Raw genomic sequence first — 23,943 nt, 5'->3', positions numbered from 1 at the left:
TAACTTCCGAATATGACCTTGAACCCGACTTAAATAAGTACTTTCTACCTATGGCTAAAATTATCGGCATCATCGTCGTATTCGCGAGCGTGCTCGGCGGATACGTGCTCTCCCACGGCAAAATTGCCGCCCTGATCCAGCCCTTCGAGGTGATGATCATCGGTGGTGCGGCCCTCGGTGCATTCCTCCAGGCCAACCCCGGTTACATGACGATGCACGTGCTCAAGAAATCCCTGAGCATGTTCAGTTCGCGCTTCAGCCACACGTTCTATCTGGAAGTGCTCGGCCTGATCTACGAGATCCTCAACAAGAGCCGCCGCGAAGGCATGATGGCCATCGAAGGCGACATCGAAGACGCTGCCGCGAGCCCGATCTTCGCCAAGTACCCGGCCGTGCTCAAAGACGAACGCATGACCGCGTTCATCTGCGATTACCTGCGCATCATGTCCTCCGGCAACATGGCTCCGCATGAGCTGGAAGGCCTGTTCGACATGGAACTCTACAGCCTCAAGGAAGACCTCGAGCACCCGTCCCATGCGGTGAACGGCATCGCCGACGCCATGCCCGGTTTCGGTATCGTCGCGGCGGTACTGGGTATCGTGGTGACCATGGCGTCGCTGGGTGAAGGCGATCAGAAATCCATCGGTCTGCACGTAGGTGCGGCACTGGTCGGTACCTTCTTCGGTATTCTCGCGGCCTACGGTTTCTTCGGGCCGTTGGCGCATTCCCTGGCGCACGATGCCAAGGAAGAACTGAACGTCTACGAAGCCATCAAGGCCTCGCTGGTGGCGTCGGCTTCCGGTATGCCGCCATCGCTGGCCGTGGAGTTCGGGCGCAAGGTTCTGTACCCGGCGCACCGTCCAAGCTTTGCCGAGCTGGAACAAGCCGTTCGCGGTCGCTAAGCCATGGAAAATAATCAGCCGATAATCATCAAGCGCGTCAAGCGCATAGCCGGTGGGCACCACGGCGGGGCGTGGAAAATCGCCTTCGCCGACTTCGCCACGGCGATGATGGCGTTCTTCCTGGTGTTGTGGCTGCTGTCCACCGCAACGCCTGAGCAAAAGATCGCCATCGCCGGTTACTTCAAGGACCCGGTCGGCTTCTCCGAAAGTGGCACGCCGTACATCATTGATCTGGGCGGCACGCCGACCCTGGCCCCAGAAAACACCCTCAACCCTGAGGTGAAGTCGCAGCCGCAACCGGACAAGGTCACGGTCGACACCGAACAGGTCGAAGGCATGGCCGAGCAGGTCGAGAAAGAGCGCCTGGAGCTGTTGCTGCAAGAACTGCAGAACAAGGTCGACGAGAACCCGCAGCTGCAGAAGTTCAAGGATCAGATCCTGTTCGAGATCACCCCGAACGGCTTGCGCATTCAGATCATGGACGCGGAAAACCGGCCGATGTTCGACTCGGGCTCCGCGCGTCTGAAGCCGTACTTCGAAGACATCCTGCTGGCCATGGCCGACACCATCAAAGCGGTGCCGAACAAGATCAGCATCAGCGGCCACACCGACGCCAAGCCGTACACCGGCACCGGCGATTTCGGTAACTGGGAACTCTCGGCCAACCGTGCCAACGCCGCGCGGCGTGCGCTGGTGGCAGGCAGCTATCCGGATTCGCAGGTGGCGCGGGTCGTCGGTTACGCCTCGTCGGCGCTGTTCGACAAGGAAAACCCGTTCAACCCGGTCAACCGCCGCATCGACATTGTGGTCCTGACCAAAAAGGCCCAGGCCGCCATCGAAGGTTCGCAAGGTGCCGACGCGGCCAAGCCAGCCGCCGAAGGTCAGAACGGCGCCGCTCCGGCGACGCCGGTCGATCCGAACGCGCTGCCGGCGGATCAGCAACCTGTGCCGGCGCACGAGTTGCGCGAACGCTTGAACCTGTTCGACGACGCCGCACCGAAACCGGCCGCGCCAGGGGCTGCGGCGCCAGCGCCAACAGCTCCGCCCGCCGCTGCACCGGCTCCCGCGCCGAAGCAGTGACCAACAAAAAAGCCGACAGTGATGTCGGCTTTTTTGTGGCTGTTGATCGGCTTCAGAAACCGCGCCGAATCCGGTTCTTCAGTTGTTCATGGAAAAGATCGGCGTTGCGCTTATAGGTGCCGCTGAAGGATTCGTTGCTCGAATCCAGCGTCATCGAGCGCTTGCTCGATACTTCTTCACGATAGGCATCGATGAAGAAATTCAGATCACTGGCCGTGCTCAGCTTCGGCCACTTGTCCAGATACTCCGGCAGCTTTGCCGGCCCGGTGCGGAACGAGCAGATCCGTCGGTTGCTGATCGTCGCTTCGCCGATTTCGAACGGCACCCACCACGACAACGCGGTTTTCTCCGAAACCACTGCCAGCAGGTGCGTGCATTCGGTGATGTTGCGGGTGATCACCCCGGTGATGTCGTCGGTGGTCTGCGACTCCGGGTCGAGTACGTCGAGGTAAGTCTTGATGTTGGCCTGCATCAATTGCGCATTGATCGCCATGGCCTGCGGGCGATCCATGTGGCGGTAGCTGATGAATACGGGCATCAGAAGTGTCCTTTGAGGGCGAGTTCACGGTAATAGGCGCCGAGCGCCGTGAGGCGGCAGCCAGTGGAGTGAATGGCGGCGTAGTACATGTGCTCGGCATCCACCGGTTCGATCAGGCTGTGGCGATTGCACATTTGCAGTTGCTTGAAGATGTCGCCGTGTTCGGGGTCGAACAGTGCTTCGGTGGGCTCGTAGCTGGGATCGAGTCTGAAAACGAAGCTCGGCTCGGGGAACCAGTCCTTGAGTTTGCGCAGGGTTTCCTCGGCAATCAGCGGCGCGACTTCGCGCAGCGGTACGAACTGCGAGACATTGGTCTTGAATACCGGACGCTGTTCCCAGGCGCCCAGCGCATTGTCGACAAACGAGTAAACGCTACCGGGGGTGACCTTGCCGAGTACGTTGGCAGCGCCACCGTGCAGCGCTTGCAGCAACAGATCCGTGAAGACGCCATGACCGCGACTTTCCAGGGCGTACTGTTCTTTTTTACAGGCCGTGAGAATGGTCACGCCTTCGCCGATCACACTGCTGCCGCCACGCAGATTGCGCATGGCGCCTGCTGCGCCGGCCTGGCAGCAATCGAGAATGATGATTTTGTTCTTGATGTGCGGGGCCTTGTCTGCCCACTCCAGAATGTCGCTGATGCGGATCCCGTCTCCGCCAGGCTGATAGTCCTGGGGAATCAGGAGCCCTTCGTCGATGCTGGTGTCAAACTGACCATGGCCGGCGAAGTACAGCAGTGCCACGTCACAATCGCCTGAGAACAGGCTCTGGATCTGCTGTTTCATGTGGCTGAGCGTGAGTTTTTCTTCGGCTGAAGTCAGCACTTTGCTGCTGAAGTTCGGTCGCCCGTTGGCATGACGTTCCAGCACCGACGCCATGGCCATGGCGTCGTTGTTACAGCCGCTCAAGGGCGAGACGTGGTCGTAGTGGTTGATGCCGATAAACAGTCCCTTGCGCATGGTTACACCGCCGTGTGCTGACGGATCGCACCGATGATGCTGTTGGTGTTCCACGCGCACTCGGCGTGCGCCGCCTCACGCACGACGCTGGAAATACGCTCGGCGCCGAACGGCTTGATCGCGATGATCACTTTGCCCATGCGCTTGGCGATCTCGATTTCCTTGTTGATCCACTTGCTGTAAGTCGAATACATCCCGGCCATGATCAGCACCGCCGAGCACGGGCGAATCTTGTTCTCGATGGCTTCTTCGAGTTGCTTGTCTGTCTGCGCGCCCATGATCGGGTTGTGCGGCGGCACGGAAAAATTCTTGAAACTGAAATCCGGTCTGGCGCCGAGCAGGCGTACCAGATTGTCGTGAGCGTGGGCGTAGTTCCACGAATGGCTGATGAACAAATGGTAGGTCTGCATGGGGTTCCTCGAAGGTCGCGAAGGTGCGAAGGAGGACCCCAATCTAGGCATCTGACGCGAGCCTACAAGGGCTGGGCGGTGAAAGAGAAATGTCCTGCAAACAGGTGCGAACGAGTCTGTCAGAAGAGTCTGACGTTTAACGGAATCGAGGATTTGTCAGGCGCGGTCCGACATCCGGCAGCCCTCGGGCGAGAGGCTGCCGGTGCAGATGTTTAGTAGCCGTTTTCCGGCAGGCTGGCGATGATCGAGCGGTAGCTGTTCATCCGCTGCTGCTGCACGCGGCCGTCTTCCAGGGCCTTGAGCAGTGCGCAACCGGGTTCGCGATCGTGCTTGCAGTCGCGGAAGCGGCAGGTGCCGAGCAGGTCGTTGAACTCGATGAAACCGGCTTCGACGTCGGCGCGGCTGACGTGGCCCAGACCGAACTCACGGATACCCGGGGAGTCGATCAACTCGCCGCCGCCCGGGAAGTGGAACAGGCGTGCGGTGGTCGTGGTGTGCGTGCCCTGACCGGACAGCTCCGACAACGGGCCGACACGGGTTTCGACTTCCGGCAGCAGGCTGTTGACCAGCGACGACTTGCCGACGCCGGACTGGCCGACGAACACGCTGATGCGCCCGTCGAGCTGCTTCTGCAACTGTTCCATGCCATTGCCGTGATGCGCCGAGACTTCTAGCACCGGATAACCCAGCGTGCGGTACACCGCCAGCAGGGCATTGAGCGCCGGGGCGTTCTGCTCGTCGATCAGGTCGAACTTGTTCAGCAACAGCAACGGGCGGATGCCGGCGTGTTCGGCAGCGACCAGGTAGCGGTCGATCAGGTTGGCATGCGGCTCGGGCAGCGGTGCGAAGACGATGACGATCATGTCGACGTTGGCGGCCACCGGCTTGAGCTGGCCACGGCTGTCCGGGCGGCAGAGTTCGGTGCTGCGCGGCAGTTGCGCAACGATCACCCCGATGCCCTGGTTGCCGGCGCGCCAGACCACCCGATCACCGGTCACCAGCGCCGGCAGGTTGGCGCGCAAGTGGCAACGGAAAACCTGGCCGGCTTGTTCGCCGTCCACAGCCTCGACTTCGACCTGCACACCGAAGTGGGCGATCACCAGGCCGTGTTGCTCGGGGCCGAGGTCGCCGCCCTCGAGGGCTTCGACCGCCGAGGACTCGCGTTTGGCGGCGCGGGCGGCGCGCTCGCCCTGAATCTTTTCGATGCGCCAGTTTTGACGACGATTGAGTTGGCGTTTGGCCATGGGTGTTCCGTCTGAAGAATGCAGCGATTAGGTAAAACGGCCGCGAGTTTAGCACGCCCGGGCACCGGCCTAGGCTAAACTGCGCAGCATTGCCTAGGAGCCCGAATATGCAAAACCCGCAGAACCTGATCTGGATCGACCTGGAAATGACCGGTCTGGATCCGGAAAACGACGTCATCATCGAAATGGCGACCATCGTCACCGACAGTGACCTGAACACCCTGGCCGAAGGCCCGGTGATCGCCATTCACCACAGTGACGAAGTGCTCGCCCGCATGGACGAGTGGAACACCCGCACCCACGGCAACTCGGGCCTGACCCAGCGCGTGCGTGACAGCCGTATCAGCATGGCCGAGGCGGAGGCCGAAACCATCGCTTTCCTGGAAAAATGGGTACCGAAAGGCAAGTCGCCGATCTGCGGCAACAGCATCTGCCAGGATCGCCGCTTCCTTTATACCCACATGAAGGCGCTGGAAAGCTACTTTCACTACCGCAACCTCGACGTGTCGACGCTCAAAGAGCTGGCCGCACGCTGGGCACCGGACGTGCGCGACAGCTTCAAGAAGGGCAGCACTCACCTGGCGCTGGACGACATCCGCGAGTCGATCGCCGAGCTGCAGCACTACCGCAAGCATTTCATCAAGTTCTGATTGAGGGGTGTCTGCCCTGACGTCTTCGCGAGCAAGCCCGCTCCCACCATTTGGAATGCGTTCCCCCTGTGGGAGCGGGCTTGCTCGCGAAGAGGGCGTCAGAGTCCCGTAAGATTCAGTTCAGAAATGCATCCCGGAGCGCGCCCCCTTCTGGTGCGGCGCTGAAATGGCTAGACTGCGCGCCTTCCTGCCAGGACCGCCGCCATGTTGCTGATGCTCTATCTGATCGCCATTACCGCTGAAGCCATGACCGGCGCGCTGTCTGCCGGGCGGCGCGGCATGGACTGGTTCGGGGTGGTGTTGATCGCCTGCGTCACGGCATTGGGCGGCGGTTCGGTACGTGACGTGTTGCTGGGGCATTATCCGCTGACGTGGGTCAAGCACCCGGAATACCTGGTGCTGACCTCGGCCGCCGCGATGCTCACTGTATTCACCGCACGCTGGATGCGTCACCTGCGCTCATTGTTTCTGGTGCTCGATGCGGTCGGTCTGGTGGCGTTTACCCTGATCGGCTGCATGACCGCGCTGGAAATGGGCCACGGCATGCTGGTGGCTTCGGTCAGCGGTGTGATCACCGGCGTCTTCGGCGGCATCCTGCGCGACATCTTCTGCAACGACATCCCGCTGATCTTCCGCCGCGAACTGTACGCCAGCGTCTCGTTCGCCGCCGCGTGGTGCTACATGCTCTGCCTGTACCTGAATGTGCCGAGCGAGCAGGCGATTCTGATTACCCTGTTCGGCGGTTTTCTGTTGCGGTTGCTGGCCATTCGTTTCCACTGGGAAATGCCCAAGTTCGTTTATAACGACGCACCTTGACGTCACGCTGGCGGGCGCGTGGAAATATTCTGTCGGGAATGTTGAATAGATGCTGCGCCTCTAAATAGGGTAAAAAATAAAGCCTAAAAGGGGTATTTTGTCATGAAATACCCTATTTAAGTCTTTTTACCTCATTTAGACGGCTGCCTGAATCATGCACTCACTCACCCCGGAATTTCTTGACGCCTTGCGCTTCGACGGTCTTCAGATTGCGACGCTTCGTGCATTGGGAGAGTTTCGGGGTAAGCAACAACTGTTCGTTGCTCAATCGCCGCAGGTCCTCCAAGGGCTTACGCAGATAGCCGTAATCGAATCCACGGAGTCATCTAACCGACTGGAGGGTGTAACTGTCGCGCCAGCGCGGCTGAAGTCACTGATGAGCAAAAACACTGATCCCAAGAGCCGATCCGAACAGGAGATTGCTGGCTATCGGGACGCACTGTCACTCATCCATGAATCTGCCGATGGGATGCCATTTTCCGAAGGTGTTCTTAGACAATTACACAGTCTTCTTTACCGCTATCTACCTCAGGATGGTGGTGAATGGAAGGCGATGAACAACGACATCATCGAGCGTCATGCCGATGGTTCATCGCGGATTCGCTTCCAACCTGTTCCTGCTCATATGACCCCTATTGCGGTGACTGAAACCCTGGGGCATTACCACCGGGCGCTGGCATTGAATCTGGCTGACCCTTTGGTTTTAGTGCCGCTTACGGTCCTCGACTTCCTTTGCATACACCCCTTCTCTGACGGAAATCGTCGCGTCGCTCGTCTGCTGACATTGCTGCTGCTCTATCAATTTGATTACCGAGTCGGGCGATTTATCAGTCTTGAACGGATATTCGAGGAGTCAAAGGAGGGCTATTACGCAACACTCGAACTGAGTTCTCAGGGATGGCACGAGGGCACGCATGATGTTCGGCCATGGATGGATTATTTTTGGGGGGCATTGCTTAGAGCGTACAAAGAGTTCGAAGAGCGAGTGGGTACGATTGAGAAGCGTCGAGGTGGTAAAAGCGACCGAATCAGAGACGAAGCCTTGAAGCGAGTCCTCCCTTTTTCCATCTCGGAAATTGAAGAGTCCTGTCCGGGAGTCAGTCGCGATACAGTGCGCCTGGTTTTACGATCACTGAAAGCAGAAGGGCTGATTGAGCCGACAGGTAAGGGGCGCACAGCCAAGTGGAGAAAGCCGGCATAGCCTCAATTACGGCGTTCAGCGTGCTGTTTCAGCGCCCACTCAACATGTTCACGCACCAGCTCTGATGGGTAGTCACGGCGCGCCTTCAAGGCTTCCAGCACCGGAATGCTCGATGGCGCGTTGCCCAGCCCGACCGCCAGATTGCGTAGCCAGCGCTCGTAACCGGCACGGCGCAGCGGTGAGCCTTCGGTGCTGCTGAGAAATTTATCCTCGTCCCACAGAAACAGTTCCGCCAGTTCGGCGTTGTCCAGGTTGTGCCGTGGCTTGAAATCGCTTTCCCCGGAGGGTCGGGCGAAGCGGTTCCACGGGCAGACGATCTGGCAGTCGTCGCAGCCGAATACGCGGTTGCCGATCAGTGGGCGCAGGTCTTCGGGGATGGCGTTTTTCAGCTCGATGGTCAGGTACGAGATGCAGCGCCGGGCGTCCAGCACATAGGGGCCGACGAAGGCGTTGGTCGGGCAGATGTCCAGGCACGCCGTGCAGCGCCCGCAATGTTCGCTGCTGTGCGGTTCGTCCACCGGCAGCGGCAGATCGACAAACAGTTCGCTCAAGAAGAAATAGCTGCCGGCCTTGCGGTTCAGCACCAGGGTATTTTTGCCGATCCAGCCCAGCCCGGCCTGCTCGGCGATGGCTTTTTCCAGCACCGGGGCGCTGTCGACGAAGGCGCGAAAACCGAACGGGCCGATCTCGGATTGAATCCTGTCAGCCAATTGCTGCACACGTTTACGGATCAATTTGTGGTAATCGCGGCCCAAGGCATAACGCGAAACGTAGGCTTTCTCCGGTTGCGCGAGCATTTGCGCCATTTGCGTGTCGCCGGGCAGGTAGTCCATGCGCAGCGAAACCACGCGTAACGTACCCGGAACCAGTTGCTCCGGATGCGAGCGTTTACTGCCGTGGGCGCCCATGTAATCCATTTCGCCGTGGTAGCCGGCGGCGAGCCAGCGCTCCAGGTGCTGCTCATGCTCGGCCAGGTCCAGACCGCTGATGCCGACTTGCTGGAAGCCCAGCTCGCGGCCCCAATCCTTGATCGATTGGGCGAGGGCGGGCAGATCTGTGGTGATGGCGGACATGAGGCGAGAGAAACCGGAGCTGAGGTGCGTATAATTCTGCCAGACATCGGAGCCCGAAGACGCATGCCGCACACGAAAGATCAATTACCCGACGCGCTGTATGGCGCCGCACAGGTGCGAGCACTCGATGCGCGGCTGATCGCTGCGGGTACGCCGGGCTTCGAATTGATGCAGCGCGCCGCGCACGCGACCTGGCGTGCACTGGTACGGCAATGGCCGTCGGCGAGCGAAATGACGGTGCTGGCCGGGCATGGCAACAACGCCGGTGATGGTTTTCTGATCGCCGCGCTGGCGCACCGGGCCGGGTGGGCGGTGCGGGTGCTGGCCGTCGGTGATCCGCAACGTTTGCAGGGCGATGCAGCACAGGCTTATGCGCAGGCCATCAACGATGGCGTCGCCGTGCAGGGTTGGACCTCGCAAAGCGAGCTGCGCGGGGTGATTGTCGATGCCTTGCTCGGCACCGGGCTGGCCGGCGATGTACGTGAGCCGTATGCCGCTGCAATCAAGGCGATCAATGCCAGTGGCCTGCCGGTGGTGGCGGTGGATATTCCTTCCGGATTGTCTGCCGATACTGGACATGTCCTCGGCGTTGCGGTTCACGCTGACCTTACCGTGACTTTCATCGGCTTGAAGCTCGGCCTGTTCACCGGGGCGGCGGCGGATCAGGTCGGGGCGTTGGTGTTTAACGATCTGCAAGCCGCCGCCGACATTTACCGTGACATTCCTGTCAGCGCTCTGCGTCTCTCGGCGGCTAATCTTCCACGATTGGCCCCGCGTGCGCCCGCTGTACACAAAGGGCGCTTCGGGCACTTGCTGCTGATCGGCGGCGATCAGGGTTTTGGCGGGGCGATTCTGCTCAGTAGCGAAACGGCCTTGCGCAGTGGCGCCGGGATGGTGTCGCTGGCAACCCGTGCGGAACATGTCCCGGCAGCACTGACGCGGATGCCGGAAGTCATGGTGCTCGGCACGTCGTCGGCCAATCAGTTGATGGGGCTGCTGGAAAAGGTTTCGGTGCTGGTGGTTGGTCCGGGACTCGGACAGGCGAGTTGGGGGCGGGCACTGTTGTCCGCTGCCGCCAATGCGCCGCTGCCACAGGTGTGGGACGCCGACGCATTGAATCTGCTGGCGAGCGGGTTTGTCAGCCTGCCTGAGGATTGCGTGATCACCCCGCATCCGGGCGAGGCGGCGCGCCTGTTAGGGATCAGCACTGCCGAGGTGCAGGCAGATCGTCCGGCCGCCGCGCGGGCGTTGAGCAAAAAATGCTCGGCCGTCGTCGTGCTCAAAGGCGCCGGCAGCTTGATCGCCCACCCCGATGGGCGTCTGGCGCTGTGTCATCAAGGCCATCCGGCCATGGCCACCGCCGGCCTGGGCGACGTACTCGCCGGCTTGACTGGCGCGTTGTTGGCCCAAGGCATGGATGGCTTCGATGCCGCGCGCCTGGCAGTCTGGCTGCACGCCAATGCCGGCGCGCAACAAGGTAAATTCGGCCGTGGACTGGCGGCCAGTGATCTGATTCCAGTCATTCGTCAGTTGTTGGAGGAGCATGCACCGTGTCTGAAGTAACCCTGTACCTGGCCGATGAACAGGCCATGAGCGACTTTGGCGCACGGATCGCCCGCATTACCCAGGGCCACGGCCTGATTTTCCTGGAAGGCAATTTGGGCATGGGCAAAACCACCCTGTCGCGGGGCATCATTCGTGGGTTGGGGCATGTCGGCGCGGTAAAAAGTCCGACCTTCACCTTGGTCGAACCCTACGAGATCGGTGATGTGCGCGCCTTCCACTTCGACCTGTATCGCCTGGTCGATCCGGAGGAGCTGGAGTTTCTCGGGATCCGCGACTATTTCGAAGACGATGCCCTGTGCCTGATCGAGTGGCCCGATAAAGGTGCAGGCTTTTTGCCAAAGCCTGACCTGACCATTACCATTAGCCCGCAAGACAGCGGGCGTTCGCTGAAAATTTTATCCCAGGGCTCGCGTGGCGAGGCCTGGTGTGCCGCTTTGGCATTGGAATCCAATTAAATGATGGGGTTAGGTATGCGCTTTCGCGCGTTGGTGGCTGCCGTTGGACTGATGTTGATGGCAGTAACCGTCAACGCTGTGGCCGAGACAAAGGTCAACAGCGTGCGCCTGTGGCGGGCGCCGGACAACACGCGACTGGTCTTCGACCTGAGCGGTCCGGTGCAGCACAGCGTCTTCACCCTGACCGCACCGGATCGGCTGGTGATCGACATCAATGGCGCCACCCTGGGGGCGCCGTTAAAGGTCTCGACTGCTAACACGCCGATCACCGCGATGCGCTCGGCCCAGCGCACGCCGACCGATCTGCGAGTGGTCATCGACCTGAAAAAAGCCGTCACCCCGAAAAGTTTCTCGCTGGCGCCGAACGCGCAATATGGCAACCGTCTGGTGGTCGACCTGTTCGACAACCCGGCCGATGCCGCGCCGCCGCCAGCCCCGACGCCATCCGTCGCCACCGTGCCGGCAGTGCCAGTAACGCCGTCGGAACCGGCGATCAAACTGCCACCGGCCCCGGCCGGCAAGCGCGACATCATTGTGGTGATCGACGCCGGTCACGGCGGCGAAGACCCGGGTGCGTCCGGCTCGCGCGGCCAGCGTGAGAAAGACGTGGTGCTGCAGATCGCCCGCGAGCTGCAGCGTCAGGTCAACGGCATGAAAGGTTTCCGCGCCGAGCTGACCCGTACCGGTGACTACTTCATCCCGTTGCGCGGCCGTACCGAAATTGCCCGCAAGAAGGGCGCTGACCTGTTCGTTTCGATCCATGCCGATGCCGCGCCGTCTGCGGCAGCCTTCGGTGCCTCGGTGTTTGCACTGTCTGATCGCGGCGCGACGTCGGAGACTGCCCGTTGGCTGGCCGACAGCGAAAACCGTTCTGACCTGATCGGTGGTGCCGGCAATGTCAGCCTCGACGACAAGGACCGCATGCTCGCCGGCGTGCTGCTTGACCTGTCGATGACCGCATCGCTGACTTCCAGCCTCAACGTCGGCCAGAAAGTCCTGACCAACATCGGTCGCGTGACTCCGTTGCACAAGCAGCGCGTGGAGCAGGCCGGGTTCATGGTGTTGAAGTCGCCGGACATCCCGTCGATCCTCGTCGAAACCGGATTCATCTCCAACGCCAACGAAGCGAACAAGCTCTCGGCTTCAAGCCACCAGCAGGCGCTGGCGCGTTCGATCAGCAGCGGCGTGCGCCAGTTCTTCCAGCAGAATCCGCCACCGGGCACCTACATCGCCTGGCTGCGCGACTCCGGCAAGATCGCCCAAGGCCCGCGCGATCACCGCGTGAGCCCGGGCGAGACGCTGGCGATGATCGCCGTGCGTTATCAGGTGTCCCCCGCGACGCTGCGCAGTGCCAACAACCTCAGTAGCGATGAGCTGAAGATCGGCCAGCACCTGACCATTCCCGGCACCGAACTGGCGTCCAAAGAATGAATCAGGTGTTGAACGCCGCACGCATCGAACTGCTCAGCCCGCGGCTGGCGAACCAGATCGCCGCCGGCGAGGTGGTCGAGCGCCCGGCTTCGGTGATCAAGGAGTTGCTGGAAAACAGTCTCGACTCCGGTGCCAAACGCATCGATGTCGATGTCGAGCAAGGAGGCGTCAAGCTGCTGCGGGTGCGTGACGATGGCAGCGGCATTTCCGCCGACGACCTGCCGCTGGCGCTGGCGCGTCACGCCACCAGCAAGATTCGCAATCTCGAAGATCTGGAGCAGGTGATGAGCCTGGGCTTCCGTGGTGAAGCACTGGCGTCGATCAGCTCCGTGGCGCGCCTGACCCTGACCTCGCGCACCCGCGACGCCGATCAGGCCTGGCAGGTCGAAACCGAAGGTCGCGACATGGCGCCTCGGGTGCAGCCGGCGGCGCATCCGGTCGGTACGTCGGTGGAAGTGCGCGATCTGTTCTTCAATACCCCGGCGCGGCGCAAGTTTCTCAAGACCGAAAAAACCGAATTCGATCACCTGCAAGAAGTGATCAAGCGACTGGCGCTGGCGCGTTTCGACGTGGCCTTCCATCTGCGCCACAACGGCAAGACCATCCTCAGCCTGCACGAGGCCCACGATGATGCAGCCCGCGCTCGGCGTGTGGCGGCGATCTGTGGTTCGGGCTTCCTCGAACAGGCGCTGCCGATCGAGATCGAGCGCAATGGCCTGCACTTGTGGGGCTGGGTCGGGTTGCCAACCTTCAACCGCAGCCAGGCGGACTTGCAGTATTTCTTCGTAAACGGCCGTGCGGTACGCGACAAACTGGTGGCCCACGCGGTGCGTCAGGCTTATCGCGATGTGCTGTTCAACGGTCGTCATCCGACCTTCGCGCTGTTTTTCGAAGTCGATCCGGCGGCGGTGGACGTCAACGTGCACCCGACCAAGCACGAAGTGCGCTTCCGTGACGGACGCATGGTGCATGACTTCCTTTACGGCACATTGCACCGCGCGTTGGGCGATGTGCGTCCGGAAGATCAGTTGGCCGGCTCTGTCACCACCGCTGTGGTCCGTCCAAGCGGCATCGAGGCCGGCGAGTTCGGCCCGCAGGGCGAAATGCGTCTGGCGGCCAACGCGCTGCTGGAACAGCCGCAGGCGCAACCGGCGTTCAATACTTCGTCGGGCGCCAGCGCTGGCGGCGCTTATCAATATCAGTACACGCCGCGTCCGCAGTCGGCTGTGCCGGCCGCCGAGGCACAAGCTGCTTACCGCGAGTTCTTCGCACCGCTGCCGGAAGCGAATGCCAACGCGCTGCCAGCCGGCCAGGAAGACATTCCGCCGCTCGGTTACGCGCTGGCGCAACTCAAGGGCATCTACATTCTCTCCGAGAATGCTCAGGGTTTGGTGCTGGTGGACATGCATGCCGCGCACGAGCGGATCATGTACGAACGCCTGAAAATCGCCATGGCCAGCGAAGGCCTCAGCGGCCAGCCGCTGCTGGTGCCGGAGTCGCTGGCGGTCAGTCAGCGTGAAGCCGATTGCGCTGAAGAACACGCTGCATGGTTCCAGAAACTGGGCTTCGAGCTGCAGCGTCTGGGCCCAGAAACATTGGCAATCCGCCAGATTCCGGCGCTGCTCAAGCAGGCCGAGGCCAATCGTCTGGTGGGTGACGTGCTGTCGGACCTGATGGAATACGGCACCAGCGACCGGATTCAGGCGCACCTGAACGAACTGCTCGGCACCATGGCCTGCCACGGCGCGATCCGTGCCAACCGGCGCCTGGCCCTGCCGGAAATGAACGGCCTGCTGCGCGACATGGAAAACACCGAACGCAGCGGTCAATGCAACCATGGCCGACCGACCTGGACCCAACTGGGCCTGGACGATCTGGACAAACTGTTCCTGCGCGGTCGTTGATGAGCCAGCTTCCTCCAGCGATTTTCCTGATGGGCCCGACCGCTGCGGGCAAGACCGACCTGGCCATCGAGCTGACCAAGGTGCTGCCGTGCGAGCTGATCAGCGTCGACTCGGCGCTGGTCTATCGCGGCATGGACATCGGCACCGCCAAGCCATCGAAAGAACTACTGGCCGAGTTTCCGCACCGGCTGATCGACATTCTCGATCCGGCCGAGGCCTATTCGGCTGCGGATTTCCGCCGCGATGCCCTGCAAGCCATGGCTGAAATCACCGCACGCGGGAAAATTCCGCTGCTGGTTGGCGGCACCATGCTCTATTACAAGGCGTTGGTTGATGGCCTGGCGGACATGCCGGCGGCGGATCCCGAGGTCCGTGCGCAGATCGAAGAAGAGGCTGCACGCCTTGGCTGGCAAGCCCTGCACGATCAGCTGGCGAGCATCGATCCGGTGTCGGCGGCACGCATTCATCCGAACGATCCGCAGCGCCTGAGTCGGGCGCTGGAGGTTTATCGGGTCAGCGGTCAGAGCATGACTGCCCTGCGTCAGCAACAATCTGCGCAAAGTACTGAAGCAGCCGCTTCGGGACGGCAACAATTGCCCTATACTGTCGCGAACTTGGCCATTGCTCCGGCAAATCGCCAGGTACTGCATGAGCGCATTAAACAAAGATTCACAAATATGCTGGAACAGGGGTTCATCGACGAGGTCGTAGCCCTGCGTAAAAGAAGTGACCTGCATTCCGGGTTGCCGTCTATACGTGCGGTAGGCTACCGCCAAGTCTGGGACTACCTGGATGGCAAGCTGTCGTTAGCTGAAATGCAGGAACGCGGCATCATTGCCACGCGTCAATTGGCCAAGCGCCAGTTCACCTGGCTGCGCAGCTGGGAAGAACTGCACTGGCTGGACAGTCTTGATTGCGACAATCTGCCACGCGCCTTGAAATACCTTGGGACCATCTCCATATTGAGCTGAGTCCTTGCAATTGCCGTCTATCCTTGGGGGTGTGGCGGCCAAAGCCATCTGAATTACCTATTTTTATTATTGAATCCTTAAAGGAGTGCGGCACATGTCAAAAGGGCATTCGCTACAAGACCCTTACTTGAATACTTTACGTAAAGAGAAAGTTGGGGTTTCCATCTACCTGGTCAACGGTATCAAACTGCAAGGCACGATCGAGTCGTTCGACCAGTTCGTTATCCTGCTGAAAAACACCGTCAGCCAGATGGTTTACAAACACGCTATCTCGACAGTCGTGCCAGTACGTCCAATTCGTCTGCCTAGCGCAACCGAATCCGATGCAGGTGACGCTGAGCCAGGTAACGCCTGATAGGAGTCTCCTTTGTTCTTTGAGCGCCACGGTGGTGGTGAGCGAGTCATCCTCGTTCACTTGGAAGGTCAGGCCCCTGAGGCGCGCGAAGATCCGCAGGAGTTTCAGGAATTGGCTAATTCGGCGGGCGCCGAGACCGTTGCGTTTTTTAACGTACCGCGTCATCGGCCAACCGCCAAATTCCTGATTGGCAGCGGCAAGGTCGAGGAATTACGCGACCTGGTCCATGCCGAAAAGGCCGATCTGGTGATTTTCAATCACATTCTCACGCCCAGTCAGGAACGTAACCTCGAACGTGTTTTCGAGTGTCGCGTGATCGACCGTACCGGCCTGATTCTCGATATCTTCGCCCAGCGCGCCCGTACCCATGAAGGCAAGCTCCAGGTAGAACTGGCCCAGCTTGATCACATGAGCACCCGCCTGGTTCGCGGCTGGACTCACCTTGAGCGTCAGGGTGGCGGTATCGGCATGCGTGGCCCGGGTGAAACCCAGCTCGAAACCGACCGGCGTCTGCTGCGGGTTCGTCTGCGTCAGATCAAGGGTCGTCTGGAAAAAGTGCGCAGCCAGCGCGAGCAATCGCGACGCGGCCGCTCCCGTGCGGATATCCCTACCGTGTCTCTGGTGGGCTATACCAACGCCGGCAAATCCACGCTGTTCAATAATGTGACCAAGTCCGAGGTATACGCGGCCGACCAATTGTTCGCCACGCTGGACCCGACCCTGCGCCGTCTGGAACTGGACGACCTGGGGCCGATCGTTCTGGCGGACACGGTAGGTTTCATTCGGCACTTGCCGCACAAGCTGGTCGAGGCATTTCGGTCTACGCTCGAAGAGTCGAGCAATTCCGACCTGCTGTTGCACGTGATCGATGCGGCCGAACCGGATCGCATGTTGCAGATCGAGCAGGTGATGGTGGTACTGGGCGAGATCGGAGCCCAGGACTTGCCGATCCTCGAGGTATACAACAAACTCGATTTGCTTGAAGGCGTTGAGCCACAGATCCAGCGCGATGCCGATGGCAAACCGCAGCGGGTCTGGCTGTCGGCGCGCGATGGCACGGGGCTGGAATTGCTTGAGCAAGCCATTGCCGAGTTGCTGGGCAGTGATTTGTTTGTGGGGACATTGCGCTTGCCGCAACGGTTCGCTCGACTGCGTGCGCAGTTCTTCGAACTTGGTGCGGTACAGAAAGAAGAGCATGACGAAGAAGGCATCTGCCTGCTGGCCGTTCGTTTGCCCCGTGTCGAGTTGAATCGACTGGTAAGCCGCGAAGGATTGCAGCCGATGGAATTCATCGAGCAACACACTTTGCAATAAAAGCCTGGCAAAGCGGTTGTGCCGCAACGGCAGGCATTCTGTAGCATTGGTCGGCGCGCCGTGGGTGCGTCTTTGCTTTATCAGATGGAGAGCGCTATGGCTTGGAATGAGCCGGGTGGCAACTCGAATAATCAGGATCCTTGGGGTGGCAAGCGCCGCAATAACGGCGACCGCAAGGGGCCACCGGATCTCGACGAGGCCTTCCGAAAGCTGCAGGAAAGCCTGAACGGGTTGTTCGGTGGTGGTAAGAAACGCGGTGGTGATGACGGCGGTGGTTCGGGCAGGAGTGGTGGCGGCTTCGGCGGTCTGCTCGGCATCGGCCTCGTGGTGCTGGCGGCTGTCTGGCTGTACAGCGCGGTCTATGTGGTCGACGAGCAGGAGCAAGCCGTGGTGCTGCGCTTCGGCAAGTACTACGAGACTGTCGGCCCCGGCCTGAACATCTACTTCCCGCCGATCGACAAGAAGTACATGGAGAACGTCACGCGTGAGCGTGCCTACACCAAGCAGGGCCAGATGCTGACCGAAGACGAGAACATCGTCGAAGTGCCGCTGACCGTGCAGTACAAGATCAGCAATCTGCAGGACTTCGTGCTGAACGTCGATCAGCCGGAAATCAGTCTGCAGCATGCGACCGACAGCGCCCTGCGCCACGTGGTGGGTTCGACCGCCATGGATCAGGTGCTGACCGAAGGTCGTGAATTGATGGCCAGCGAAATCAAGGAGCGTCTGCAACGTTTCCTCGATACCTATCGCACCGGTATCACCGTCACCCAGGTCAACGTACAGAGCGCAGCGGCACCGCGTGAAGTGCAGGAAGCCTTCGACGACGTGATCCGCGCCCGTGAAGACGAGCAGCGTTCGCGCAACCAGGCGGAAACCTACGCCAACGGCGTCGTGCCGGAAGCCCGTGGTCAGGCCCAGCGTATCCTCGAGGATGCCAACGGTTACCGCGACGAAACGGTTTCGCGCGCCAAGGGTGAGGCGGATCGCTTTACCAAACTGGTCGCCGAGTATCGCAAGGCCCCTGAAGTCACCCGCCAGCGTCTGTACCTGGACACCATGCAGGAAGTCTTCAGCAATACCAGCAAGGTACTCGTGACCGGCAACAAGAACGGCCAGAGCAACCTGCTTTACCTGCCGTTGGACAAAATGATCCAGAACAGTTCGGGCAGCAATGCACCGGTTACCGGTTCGGCTGCCGCCAGCAACAACACGGACGTCGCGCCGCATGTCACTGACCTGCCGCAGACACGTACAAGGGAGACCCGCTGATGAGCAATAAATCGCTGATCGCCCTGATCGTTGGCGTTGTCGTGGTGCTGGTGGGCTGGAACTGCTTCTATATCGTGGCTCAGACCGAGCGCGCGGTGCTGCTGCAATTCGGTCGTGTGGTTCAGGCCGATGTCCAGCCGGGCCTGCATGTGAAAGTGCCTTACGTTAACCAGGTGCGTAAATTCGACGCACGTCTGATGACGCTGGATGCACCGACACAGCGCTTCCTGACCCTGGAAAAGAAAGCCGTGATGGTCGATGCCTACGCCAAGTGGCGGGTGAAAGATGCTGAGCGCTTCTACACCGCGACTTCCGGCCTCAAGCAGATCGCCGACGAGCGTCTGTCCCGTCGTCTTGAATCCGGTCTGCGTGACCAGTTCGGCAAGCGCACTCTGCACGAAGTGGTGTCGGGTGAGCGTGATGCGCTGATGGCTGACATCACCGCGTCGCTGAACAAGATGGCGGAAAAAGAGCTGGGTATCGAAGTCGTCGATGTCCGGGTCAAGGCCATCGATCTGCCGAAAGAAGTGAACCGCAGCGTGTTCGAACGTATGAGCACCGAGCGTGAGCGTGAAGCTCGCGAGCACCGCGCCAAGGGTAACGAGCTGGCCGAAGGCATCCGTGCCGACGCCGATCGTCAACGCCGCGTGCTGCTGGCTGAAGCCTATCGTGAGTCCGAAGAGATTCGCGGTGATGGCGATGCCCAGGCCGCTGCGATCTACTCCAAGGCCTACGGCCAGGATCAGGAGTTCTACGGTTTCTACCGTAGCCTGCGTGCCTACCGTGAAAGCTTCGCGAACAAATCCGACGTCATGGTTCTCGACCCAAGCAGCGACTTCTTCCGTTACCTGGAAAAGTCCAAGCCTTGATACGACGTTGACCTGAATCATTCCGCCCGGCGGCTAAAACCTCGGGCGGGGTGATCCTTTGGGAAAACGTGTGTATGATGCGGCAGCCGGGAAATTCCCGGCTTTTTTGCGTCTGCACGTTTGATTGCTGTTTTTTGTTGCAGGCATCGGGTTGAATGGCCCGAGCGTTTTTCGAGGAAAGTGATGGGCGAAGCCGGTAACAGGCCTTTCGCCGCGTCGTTCATGCGCGTGCGTTTTGAATGGATCGGTCATTTTCTGCTTCACTCAAGGCTCGCCCGCAGGCTGGCCGCCCGGATCAAAGGGGAATGGCGTAATGGCAACGGTAGACCGCTGGCTGCTGCCAGATGGCATCGAAGAAGTACTGCCACCGGAAGCGGCGCGCATTGAAGTCGCGCGTCGTCAGGTGTTGGATCTGTTCCAGAGCTGGGGTTACGAGTTTGTCGTGACTCCCCATATCGAGTACCTGGAATCCCTGCTGACCGGTGCGGGCCAGGACCTGGATCTGCGTACCTTCAAGGTCATCGACCCGCAGTCGGGTCGGCAGATGGGGTTCCGTGCCGACATCACGCCGCAAGTGGCGCGCATCGATGCGCACACCCTGCGTCGCGAAGGCCCGAGCCGTCTGTGCTACGCCGGCAGCGTGCTGCATGCCCAGCCGCGTGCACTGTCGTCCTCGCGCAGCCCGATCCAGTTGGGTGCCGAGCTCTACGGCGATGCCAGCCCGAGCAGCGACGTTGAAGTGATCAGCCTGATGCTGGCCATGCTGCAACTGGCCGATGTGCCGGATGTGCACATGGACCTTGGCCATGTCGGCATCTACCGTGGTCTGGCGCGTGCCGCCGGTCTGTCCGGTGAAGTCGAGCAGCAGTTGTTCGATGCGTTGCAACGCAAGGCCATCGACGAGGTCATTACCTTGACCGAAGGCCTGCCGGCCGATCTGTCCGGCATGCTGCGGGCGCTGGTCGATCTGTGTGGCGGCCGTGAAGTACTGAGTGCGGCCCGTGAGCGTCTGGCCAATGCACCGGCGCCGGTGCTGGCGGCGCTGGAAGATTTGCTGGAGATCGCCGATCGTCTGGCGACGCGTTTCCCGGAGTTGCCGCTGTACTTCGACCTGGGCGAGCTGCGCGGCTACCACTACCACACGGGTGTGGTGTTCGCGGTGTTTGTCCCGGGCGTGGGCCAGTCCATCGCTCAGGGCGGTCGTTACGACGACATCGGCGCCGACTTCGGTCGTGCCCGTCCGGCGACCGGCTTCTCTACCGATTTGAAAACCCTGGTGACCCTGGGGCGTGCTGAGATCGAGCTACCGTCTGGCGGTATCTGGATGCCTGACAGTACGGATGCGGCACTCTGGCAGCAGGTTTGCCAGTTGCGCAGTGAGGGTCAGCGTGTCGTTCAGGCATTGCCTGGACAACCTTTGGCCGCCGCCCGTGATGCGGACTGCGACCGGCAATTGATTCAGCAGAACGGGCTTTGGCAAGTATCGCCACTGGCTTCTTGAGTTTTCCTGCCGGCCATCGCCGGCACCAAGTTTGCGCGAATGAGGACAAGTGTTATGGGTAAGAATGTCGTAGTCCTGGGCACCCAATGGGGTGATGAGGGCAAAGGCAAGATCGTTGATCTGCTGACCGAACATGCTGCCGCCGTAGTGCGCTACCAAGGTGGCCACAACGCTGGACACACCCTGGTGATCGACGGCGAGAAAACCGTCTTGCACCTGATCCCGTCGGGCGTGCTGCGCGAAGGCGTGCAGTGCCTGATCGGCAACGGCGTGGTGGTTGCACCTGACGCGCTGCTGCGTGAGATCACCAAGCTGGAAGAGAAAGGCGTACCGGTGCGCGAGCGCCTGCGTATCAGCCCGTCCTGCCCGCTGATCCTGTCCTTCCACGTGGCGCTGGACCAGGCCCGTGAAAAAGCCCGTGGCGAGCTGAAGATCGGTACCACCGGTCGCGGCATCGGCCCGGCTTACGAAGACAAGGTTGCCCGTCGTGGCCTGCGCGTGGGCGACCTGCTGAACATGCCGCGCTTCGAAGACAAGCTGCGTGAACTGGTGGATTACCACAACTTCATGCTGGTCGGTTACTACAAAGAGCCGGCCATCGAGTTCGAAAAGACCCTGGCCGAGTGCAAGGAATACGCCGAGCTGCTCAAGCCGCTGATGCTCGACGTGACTGCCGAGCTGCACGACCTGCGTCGCGCCGGCAAAGACATCATGTTCGAAGGCGCCCAAGGTTCGTTGCTCGACATCGACCACGGTACCTACCCGTACGTGACCAGCTCCAACACCACCGCCGGTGGCGTGGCGACCGGTTCGGGCGTTGGCCCGATGTTCCTCGACTACATCCTGGGCATCACCAAGGCTTACACCACTCGCGTCGGCTCGGGTCCATTCCCGACTGAGCTGTTCGACGACGTGGGTGCGCATCTGGCCAAGCAAGGTCACGAGTTCGGCGCTACCACCGGTCGTGCCCGTCGTTGCGGCTGGTTCGACGCCGTCATCCTGCGTCGCGCTATCGATGTGAACAGCATCTCGGGCATCTGCCTGACCAAGCTGGACGTACTCGATGGTCTGGAAACCATCAACATCTGCACCGGCTACAAGGACGCGCAAGGCAATGCCGTGGCGCCGACCGACGCTGACAGCTACGTGGGCCTGCAGCCTGTGTACGAAGAAGTGCCGGGCTGGACCGAATCGACCGTGGGTGCCAAAACCCTGGAAGAGCTGCCAGCTAACGCTCGTGCCTACATCAAACGCGTTGAAGAGTTGATCGGCGCGCCGATCGACATTATTTCGACGGGCCCGGATCGCAACGAAACCATCGTTCTGCGTCATCCGTTCGCTTGATAAGTCGTTGATGTAAAAAACAAAGGCCCCTTAATCGGGGCCTTTGTCGTTTATGCCTGTTGGACGGCATGACCTTTGCTGTAAATCTTCCTACAAGAGTGCCATCAAATTAATGGCGTCAGAAGTAGAGGGATTCACAGTGTCGGCCGTTCTCTCACTGTTACAAAGCCGTTTGTTGCGGCCCGTGTTCGTTACCCTTGGTATCGCCCTTTTGGTGCAAGTGCTGGTGGCAGTCGCCCTGACACGAAGCACGGTCACGGCGCTGGAAGCCGATCTCGGCGCTCGTCTGGGCGCTGACAGCCAAAAGCTCTCCGGCGAGCTGGAGCAGGCCGGGCGTGAAGTCACCTCAAGCCTCGATAACCTTTCCTCAAGTACCCGGCAGCGCCTGACCGCCGGCCTGTCTTCCCGTCTGAAGGAAGAGCAGGCGCAACTGCGTACGACACTGGAAAAAGATCTCAAGGACTCGGCCAATGACATGGCTCAGTTGCTCGCCTCGGTGGCGCCGCGCGCCATGTGGGACAGCGACGTGCCGACCCTGTCCGAATTTGCTCGTCGCGCCCAGCGCAATCCCAACGTGTTGTTCGTGGTTTACGACGATGCCACCGGACAGCACCTGACGCGTTATCTCAACCGCGAAAACCCGATCAACAAGGCCTTGCTGGAAAAGGGCCAGGGCGAACGCGCGCTGGATAAAGTGCTGGACGCGGCGAAAAACGATCCGTCGGTCTACTACCTCGAGGCCTCGATCAATCCCAACGGCGTGGAAATCGGCAAGGTGCTGATGGGCGTTTCGACGGCTTCGGTGGACACCGATCTGGCGGCGCTCGACCAGCGCTTCTCGGCGCTGATCGCCAGCAGTGATCAACTGGTGGGCGATAGCCTCAAGGGCGCCGCTGCCGATAGCGCGACGGCAATGCAGGCGCGCCTGCAGTCGGCGCAATCCACCGCGACCGAGATGAAAGCCAATACCCGCAGCACCGTGCAGGAAGCCGCCGCGACCTTGCGCTGGCGCATCGGCATGGGCCTGGCACTCGTCGGTTGCGGCGTGCTGCTGTTGCTGGCGGTGGTGCTGGGGCACCGAGTGGTCAATCGCTTGAAGATGCTCAATGCGGCGATGGACGATCTGGCGGCAGGCGAGGGCGATCTGACCAAGCGCGTGCAGATCAACAGCAAGGACGAGATTGGCGACATGGCCTCGGCGGTCAATCGCTTTGTGGATAAGTTGCAGCCGATCGTGCGCGAGGCGGGCGACGTGGCCCAGCGTACCGGTGTGGAAATCGGCGCCATGACCCTGCGCAATGCCGGTGCCGACGCAGCGGCCGGGATGCAGCGTGACGAAGTGGCGGAAAGCCTGCGCGCGCTGTCGCAAATGGCTGACGAGGCGCAATCGGAAAGCCATGCCATGCAGGCGGCGTTGAAGCAGGTGGTGGATATTCGCCAGGCCACCGATGAAAACACTCGTACCTCGGCGAAAGTCGGCAGCCTGATCGAGGCGCTGGCAGGGCAGGTTGATACCGGGGCGAAAGTCATCGAGCGACTGGCCCAGCAGAGCGAACAGATCGAAGTGGTGCTGACGGTGATTCATGGCATCGCCGAGCAGACTAACCTGCTGGCCTTGAATGCGGCGATCGAAGCGGCGCGGGCCGGTGAGACCGGGCGCGGTTTTGCCGTGGTCGCGGACGAGGTGCGCGCCTTGGCGAGCAAGACGCAAAGCTCTACTGGCGATATTCAAGCGCACATCGTCGCGTTGCAGCAGGGCGCGCGTGAAGCGGTCGAGGCGATCGGTCAGGCCGGGCGTCAGGCCAGCGAAGGCTTGCTAGTGTTGCGCGACAGCGCGCGGTTGCAGCAATCGGTGCAGGCTTCGGTTGAGCAGGTGCATGCGGCGATTGGTCTAGCGACCCAGGCAGCGGCGCATCAGGCGCAGGGCGCGCAGGCAGTGCGTGGGCGGGTCGAAACGATTCATGCGCAGGCCGAGAAAGCGGCGCAGGCGGTGGTGGAAACCACGGCCAGTGGCAAGGTACTGGATGGGCTGGCGGCGCAGCTGAAGGCCAGTCTGGGACAGTTCAGGGCCTGATGTTTCCCCCTTCG

General features: G+C 60.9%; 22 protein-coding genes. 17 read left to right on the top strand and 5 right to left on the bottom strand.

Translation table 11 applies throughout. From position 1 onward, the window contains the following. Positions 1–50: 50 nt before the first annotated feature. Together motA and motB are read left to right on the top strand one after the other, a co-directional pair. Positions 51–902: a flagellar motor stator protein MotA gene (motA, locus tag HDC30_RS14410; RefSeq protein ID WP_007952169.1), complete on the top strand. Its 852-nt coding sequence runs from the start codon at positions 51–53 to the stop codon at positions 900–902. Positions 903–905: 3 nt separating this feature from the next. Continuing rightward, the gene (motB, locus tag HDC30_RS14405) at positions 906–1,982 is read left to right on the top strand and encodes a flagellar motor protein MotB (protein ID WP_007967412.1); all 1,077 of its coding nucleotides are present in this window, start codon (positions 906–908) and stop codon (positions 1,980–1,982) included. A 52-nt stretch (positions 1,983–2,034) separates the two neighbouring features. On the opposite strand, the gene HDC30_RS14400 is transcribed toward motB, so the two are convergent. From HDC30_RS14400 to rsgA, 4 genes are all read right to left on the bottom strand, one after another. After that, complete coding sequence (locus HDC30_RS14400) at positions 2,035–2,520, bottom strand: toll/interleukin-1 receptor domain-containing protein (protein WP_027611406.1); 486 nt, start codon at positions 2,518–2,520, stop codon at positions 2,035–2,037. After that, a complete protein-coding gene (locus HDC30_RS14395) occupies positions 2,520–3,479 on the bottom strand; it encodes a caspase family protein (protein WP_098966926.1) in 960 nt (319 codons plus the stop codon). The genes HDC30_RS14400 and HDC30_RS14395 overlap by 1 nt, the downstream gene beginning before the upstream one ends. Before the next feature lie 2 nt (positions 3,480–3,481). Next, positions 3,482–3,889: a TIR domain-containing protein gene (locus tag HDC30_RS14390; RefSeq protein WP_027611408.1), complete on the bottom strand. Its 408-nt coding sequence runs from the start codon at positions 3,887–3,889 to the stop codon at positions 3,482–3,484. A gap of 212 nt (positions 3,890–4,101) precedes the next feature. Then, on the bottom strand, positions 4,102–5,133 hold the full coding sequence (gene rsgA / locus HDC30_RS14385; RefSeq protein WP_003221096.1) for a small ribosomal subunit biogenesis GTPase RsgA: 1,032 nt from the start codon (positions 5,131–5,133) through the stop codon (positions 4,102–4,104). Between the two features lie 107 nt (positions 5,134–5,240). On the opposite strand from rsgA, the gene orn reads away from it, so the two are divergent. The 3 genes from orn to HDC30_RS14370 all read left to right on the top strand — a co-directional run bounded on the left by orn (position 5,241) and on the right by HDC30_RS14370 (position 7,800). Then, positions 5,241–5,783: an oligoribonuclease gene (orn, locus tag HDC30_RS14380; protein ID WP_003221098.1), complete on the top strand. Its 543-nt coding sequence runs from the start codon at positions 5,241–5,243 to the stop codon at positions 5,781–5,783. Between the two features lie 204 nt (positions 5,784–5,987). Further along, positions 5,988–6,599, top strand: coding sequence for a trimeric intracellular cation channel family protein (locus HDC30_RS14375; RefSeq protein ID WP_003221099.1), 612 nt, complete (start codon positions 5,988–5,990; stop codon positions 6,597–6,599). A 154-nt stretch (positions 6,600–6,753) separates the two neighbouring features. Beyond that, a complete protein-coding gene (locus tag HDC30_RS14370) occupies positions 6,754–7,800 on the top strand; it encodes a Fic family protein (protein ID WP_183783706.1) in 1,047 nt (348 codons plus the stop codon). Between the two features lie 2 nt (positions 7,801–7,802). On the opposite strand, the gene queG is transcribed toward HDC30_RS14370, so the two are convergent. Further along, on the bottom strand, positions 7,803–8,873 hold the full coding sequence (gene queG, locus HDC30_RS14365; RefSeq protein ID WP_150369528.1) for a tRNA epoxyqueuosine(34) reductase QueG: 1,071 nt from the start codon (positions 8,871–8,873) through the stop codon (positions 7,803–7,805). Positions 8,874–8,936: 63 nt separating this feature from the next. Between queG and HDC30_RS14360 the strand changes: the two genes are divergently transcribed. The 12 genes from HDC30_RS14360 (at position 8,937) to HDC30_RS14305 (ending at position 23,929) form a co-directional block, all read left to right on the top strand. Continuing rightward, complete coding sequence (locus HDC30_RS14360; RefSeq protein WP_183783704.1) at positions 8,937–10,436, top strand: NAD(P)H-hydrate dehydratase; 1,500 nt, start codon at positions 8,937–8,939, stop codon at positions 10,434–10,436. After that, the gene (gene tsaE, locus HDC30_RS14355; protein ID WP_098966932.1) at positions 10,424–10,894 is read left to right on the top strand and encodes a tRNA (adenosine(37)-N6)-threonylcarbamoyltransferase complex ATPase subunit type 1 TsaE; all 471 of its coding nucleotides are present in this window, start codon (positions 10,424–10,426) and stop codon (positions 10,892–10,894) included. Before HDC30_RS14360 ends, tsaE begins: the two co-directional genes overlap by 13 nt. A 51-nt stretch (positions 10,895–10,945) precedes the next feature. Further along, positions 10,946–12,325 (top strand): N-acetylmuramoyl-L-alanine amidase, encoded by a 1,380-nt coding sequence (locus tag HDC30_RS14350; protein WP_371260346.1) that lies wholly within the window; start codon positions 10,946–10,948, stop codon positions 12,323–12,325. A gap of 5 nt (positions 12,326–12,330) precedes the next feature. Next, positions 12,331–14,229: a DNA mismatch repair endonuclease MutL gene (gene mutL / locus HDC30_RS14345; protein ID WP_183783879.1), complete on the top strand. Its 1,899-nt coding sequence runs from the start codon at positions 12,331–12,333 to the stop codon at positions 14,227–14,229. After that, positions 14,229–15,200, top strand: a complete 972-nt coding sequence (miaA, locus tag HDC30_RS14340) for a tRNA (adenosine(37)-N6)-dimethylallyltransferase MiaA (protein ID WP_096794765.1) — start codon at positions 14,229–14,231, stop codon at positions 15,198–15,200. The genes mutL and miaA overlap by 1 nt, the downstream gene beginning before the upstream one ends. Positions 15,201–15,294: 94 nt before the next feature. Next, positions 15,295–15,555 carry an RNA chaperone Hfq gene (gene hfq / locus HDC30_RS14335; RefSeq protein WP_003221112.1) on the top strand — a complete coding sequence of 87 codons (261 nt, stop codon included), beginning with the start codon at positions 15,295–15,297 and terminating at the stop codon, positions 15,553–15,555. Positions 15,556–15,567: 12 nt separating this feature from the next. Then, positions 15,568–16,869 carry a ribosome rescue GTPase HflX gene (hflX, locus tag HDC30_RS14330; protein ID WP_183783702.1) on the top strand — a complete coding sequence of 434 codons (1,302 nt, stop codon included), beginning with the start codon at positions 15,568–15,570 and terminating at the stop codon, positions 16,867–16,869. A gap of 96 nt (positions 16,870–16,965) precedes the next feature. Continuing rightward, on the top strand, positions 16,966–18,141 hold the full coding sequence (gene hflK, locus HDC30_RS14325) for an FtsH protease activity modulator HflK (RefSeq protein ID WP_007967435.1): 1,176 nt from the start codon (positions 16,966–16,968) through the stop codon (positions 18,139–18,141). Continuing rightward, on the top strand, positions 18,141–19,010 hold the full coding sequence (gene hflC / locus HDC30_RS14320; protein WP_027611416.1) for a protease modulator HflC: 870 nt from the start codon (positions 18,141–18,143) through the stop codon (positions 19,008–19,010). Before hflK ends, hflC begins: the two co-directional genes overlap by 1 nt. A gap of 313 nt (positions 19,011–19,323) precedes the next feature. Continuing rightward, entirely contained in the window at positions 19,324–20,511 is a 1,188-nt protein-coding gene (locus HDC30_RS14315) for an ATP phosphoribosyltransferase regulatory subunit (protein ID WP_047600701.1), read from the top strand. Positions 20,512–20,565: 54 nt separating this feature from the next. Further along, positions 20,566–21,855 (top strand): adenylosuccinate synthase, encoded by a 1,290-nt coding sequence (locus HDC30_RS14310; RefSeq protein ID WP_003221122.1) that lies wholly within the window; start codon positions 20,566–20,568, stop codon positions 21,853–21,855. 139 nt (positions 21,856–21,994) lie between these two features. After that, a complete protein-coding gene (locus HDC30_RS14305) occupies positions 21,995–23,929 on the top strand; it encodes a methyl-accepting chemotaxis protein (RefSeq protein WP_183783700.1) in 1,935 nt (644 codons plus the stop codon). Positions 23,930–23,943 lie beyond the last annotated feature (14 nt).

Origin of the sequence: Pseudomonas sp. JAI115 (assembly GCF_014200835.1) — a bacterium.
GTDB lineage: Bacteria > Pseudomonadota > Gammaproteobacteria > Pseudomonadales > Pseudomonadaceae > Aquipseudomonas > Aquipseudomonas putida_A.
This window is presented reverse-complemented; position numbering and strand designations above follow the sequence as displayed.

What these genes read in the sequence shown, in the direction of transcription:
- motA (WP_007952169.1), top strand. Translation starts at nt 51, where the DNA reads ATGGCTAAAATTATCGGCATCATCGTCGTATTCGCGAGCGTGCTCGGC.
- motB (WP_007967412.1), top strand. Translation starts at nt 906, where the DNA reads ATGGAAAATAATCAGCCGATAATCATCAAGCGCGTCAAGCGCATAGCC.
- HDC30_RS14400 (WP_027611406.1), bottom strand. Translation starts at nt 2,520, where the DNA reads ATGCCCGTATTCATCAGCTACCGCCACATGGATCGCCCGCAGGCCATG.
- HDC30_RS14395 (WP_098966926.1), bottom strand. Translation starts at nt 3,479, where the DNA reads ATGCGCAAGGGACTGTTTATCGGCATCAACCACTACGACCACGTCTCG.
- HDC30_RS14390 (WP_027611408.1), bottom strand. Translation starts at nt 3,889, where the DNA reads ATGCAGACCTACCATTTGTTCATCAGCCATTCGTGGAACTACGCCCAC.
- rsgA (WP_003221096.1), bottom strand. Translation starts at nt 5,133, where the DNA reads ATGGCCAAACGCCAACTCAATCGTCGTCAAAACTGGCGCATCGAAAAG.
- orn (WP_003221098.1), top strand. Translation starts at nt 5,241, where the DNA reads ATGCAAAACCCGCAGAACCTGATCTGGATCGACCTGGAAATGACCGGT.
- HDC30_RS14375 (WP_003221099.1), top strand. Translation starts at nt 5,988, where the DNA reads ATGTTGCTGATGCTCTATCTGATCGCCATTACCGCTGAAGCCATGACC.
- HDC30_RS14370 (WP_183783706.1), top strand. Translation starts at nt 6,754, where the DNA reads ATGCACTCACTCACCCCGGAATTTCTTGACGCCTTGCGCTTCGACGGT.
- queG (WP_150369528.1), bottom strand. Translation starts at nt 8,873, where the DNA reads ATGTCCGCCATCACCACAGATCTGCCCGCCCTCGCCCAATCGATCAAG.
- HDC30_RS14360 (WP_183783704.1), top strand. Translation starts at nt 8,937, where the DNA reads ATGCCGCACACGAAAGATCAATTACCCGACGCGCTGTATGGCGCCGCA.
- HDC30_RS14350 (WP_371260346.1), top strand. Translation starts at nt 10,946, where the DNA reads ATGTTGATGGCAGTAACCGTCAACGCTGTGGCCGAGACAAAGGTCAAC.
- miaA (WP_096794765.1), top strand. Translation starts at nt 14,229, where the DNA reads ATGAGCCAGCTTCCTCCAGCGATTTTCCTGATGGGCCCGACCGCTGCG.
- hfq (WP_003221112.1), top strand. Translation starts at nt 15,295, where the DNA reads ATGTCAAAAGGGCATTCGCTACAAGACCCTTACTTGAATACTTTACGT.
- hflK (WP_007967435.1), top strand. Translation starts at nt 16,966, where the DNA reads ATGGCTTGGAATGAGCCGGGTGGCAACTCGAATAATCAGGATCCTTGG.
- hflC (WP_027611416.1), top strand. Translation starts at nt 18,141, where the DNA reads ATGAGCAATAAATCGCTGATCGCCCTGATCGTTGGCGTTGTCGTGGTG.
- HDC30_RS14315 (WP_047600701.1), top strand. Translation starts at nt 19,324, where the DNA reads ATGGCAACGGTAGACCGCTGGCTGCTGCCAGATGGCATCGAAGAAGTA.
- HDC30_RS14310 (WP_003221122.1), top strand. Translation starts at nt 20,566, where the DNA reads ATGGGTAAGAATGTCGTAGTCCTGGGCACCCAATGGGGTGATGAGGGC.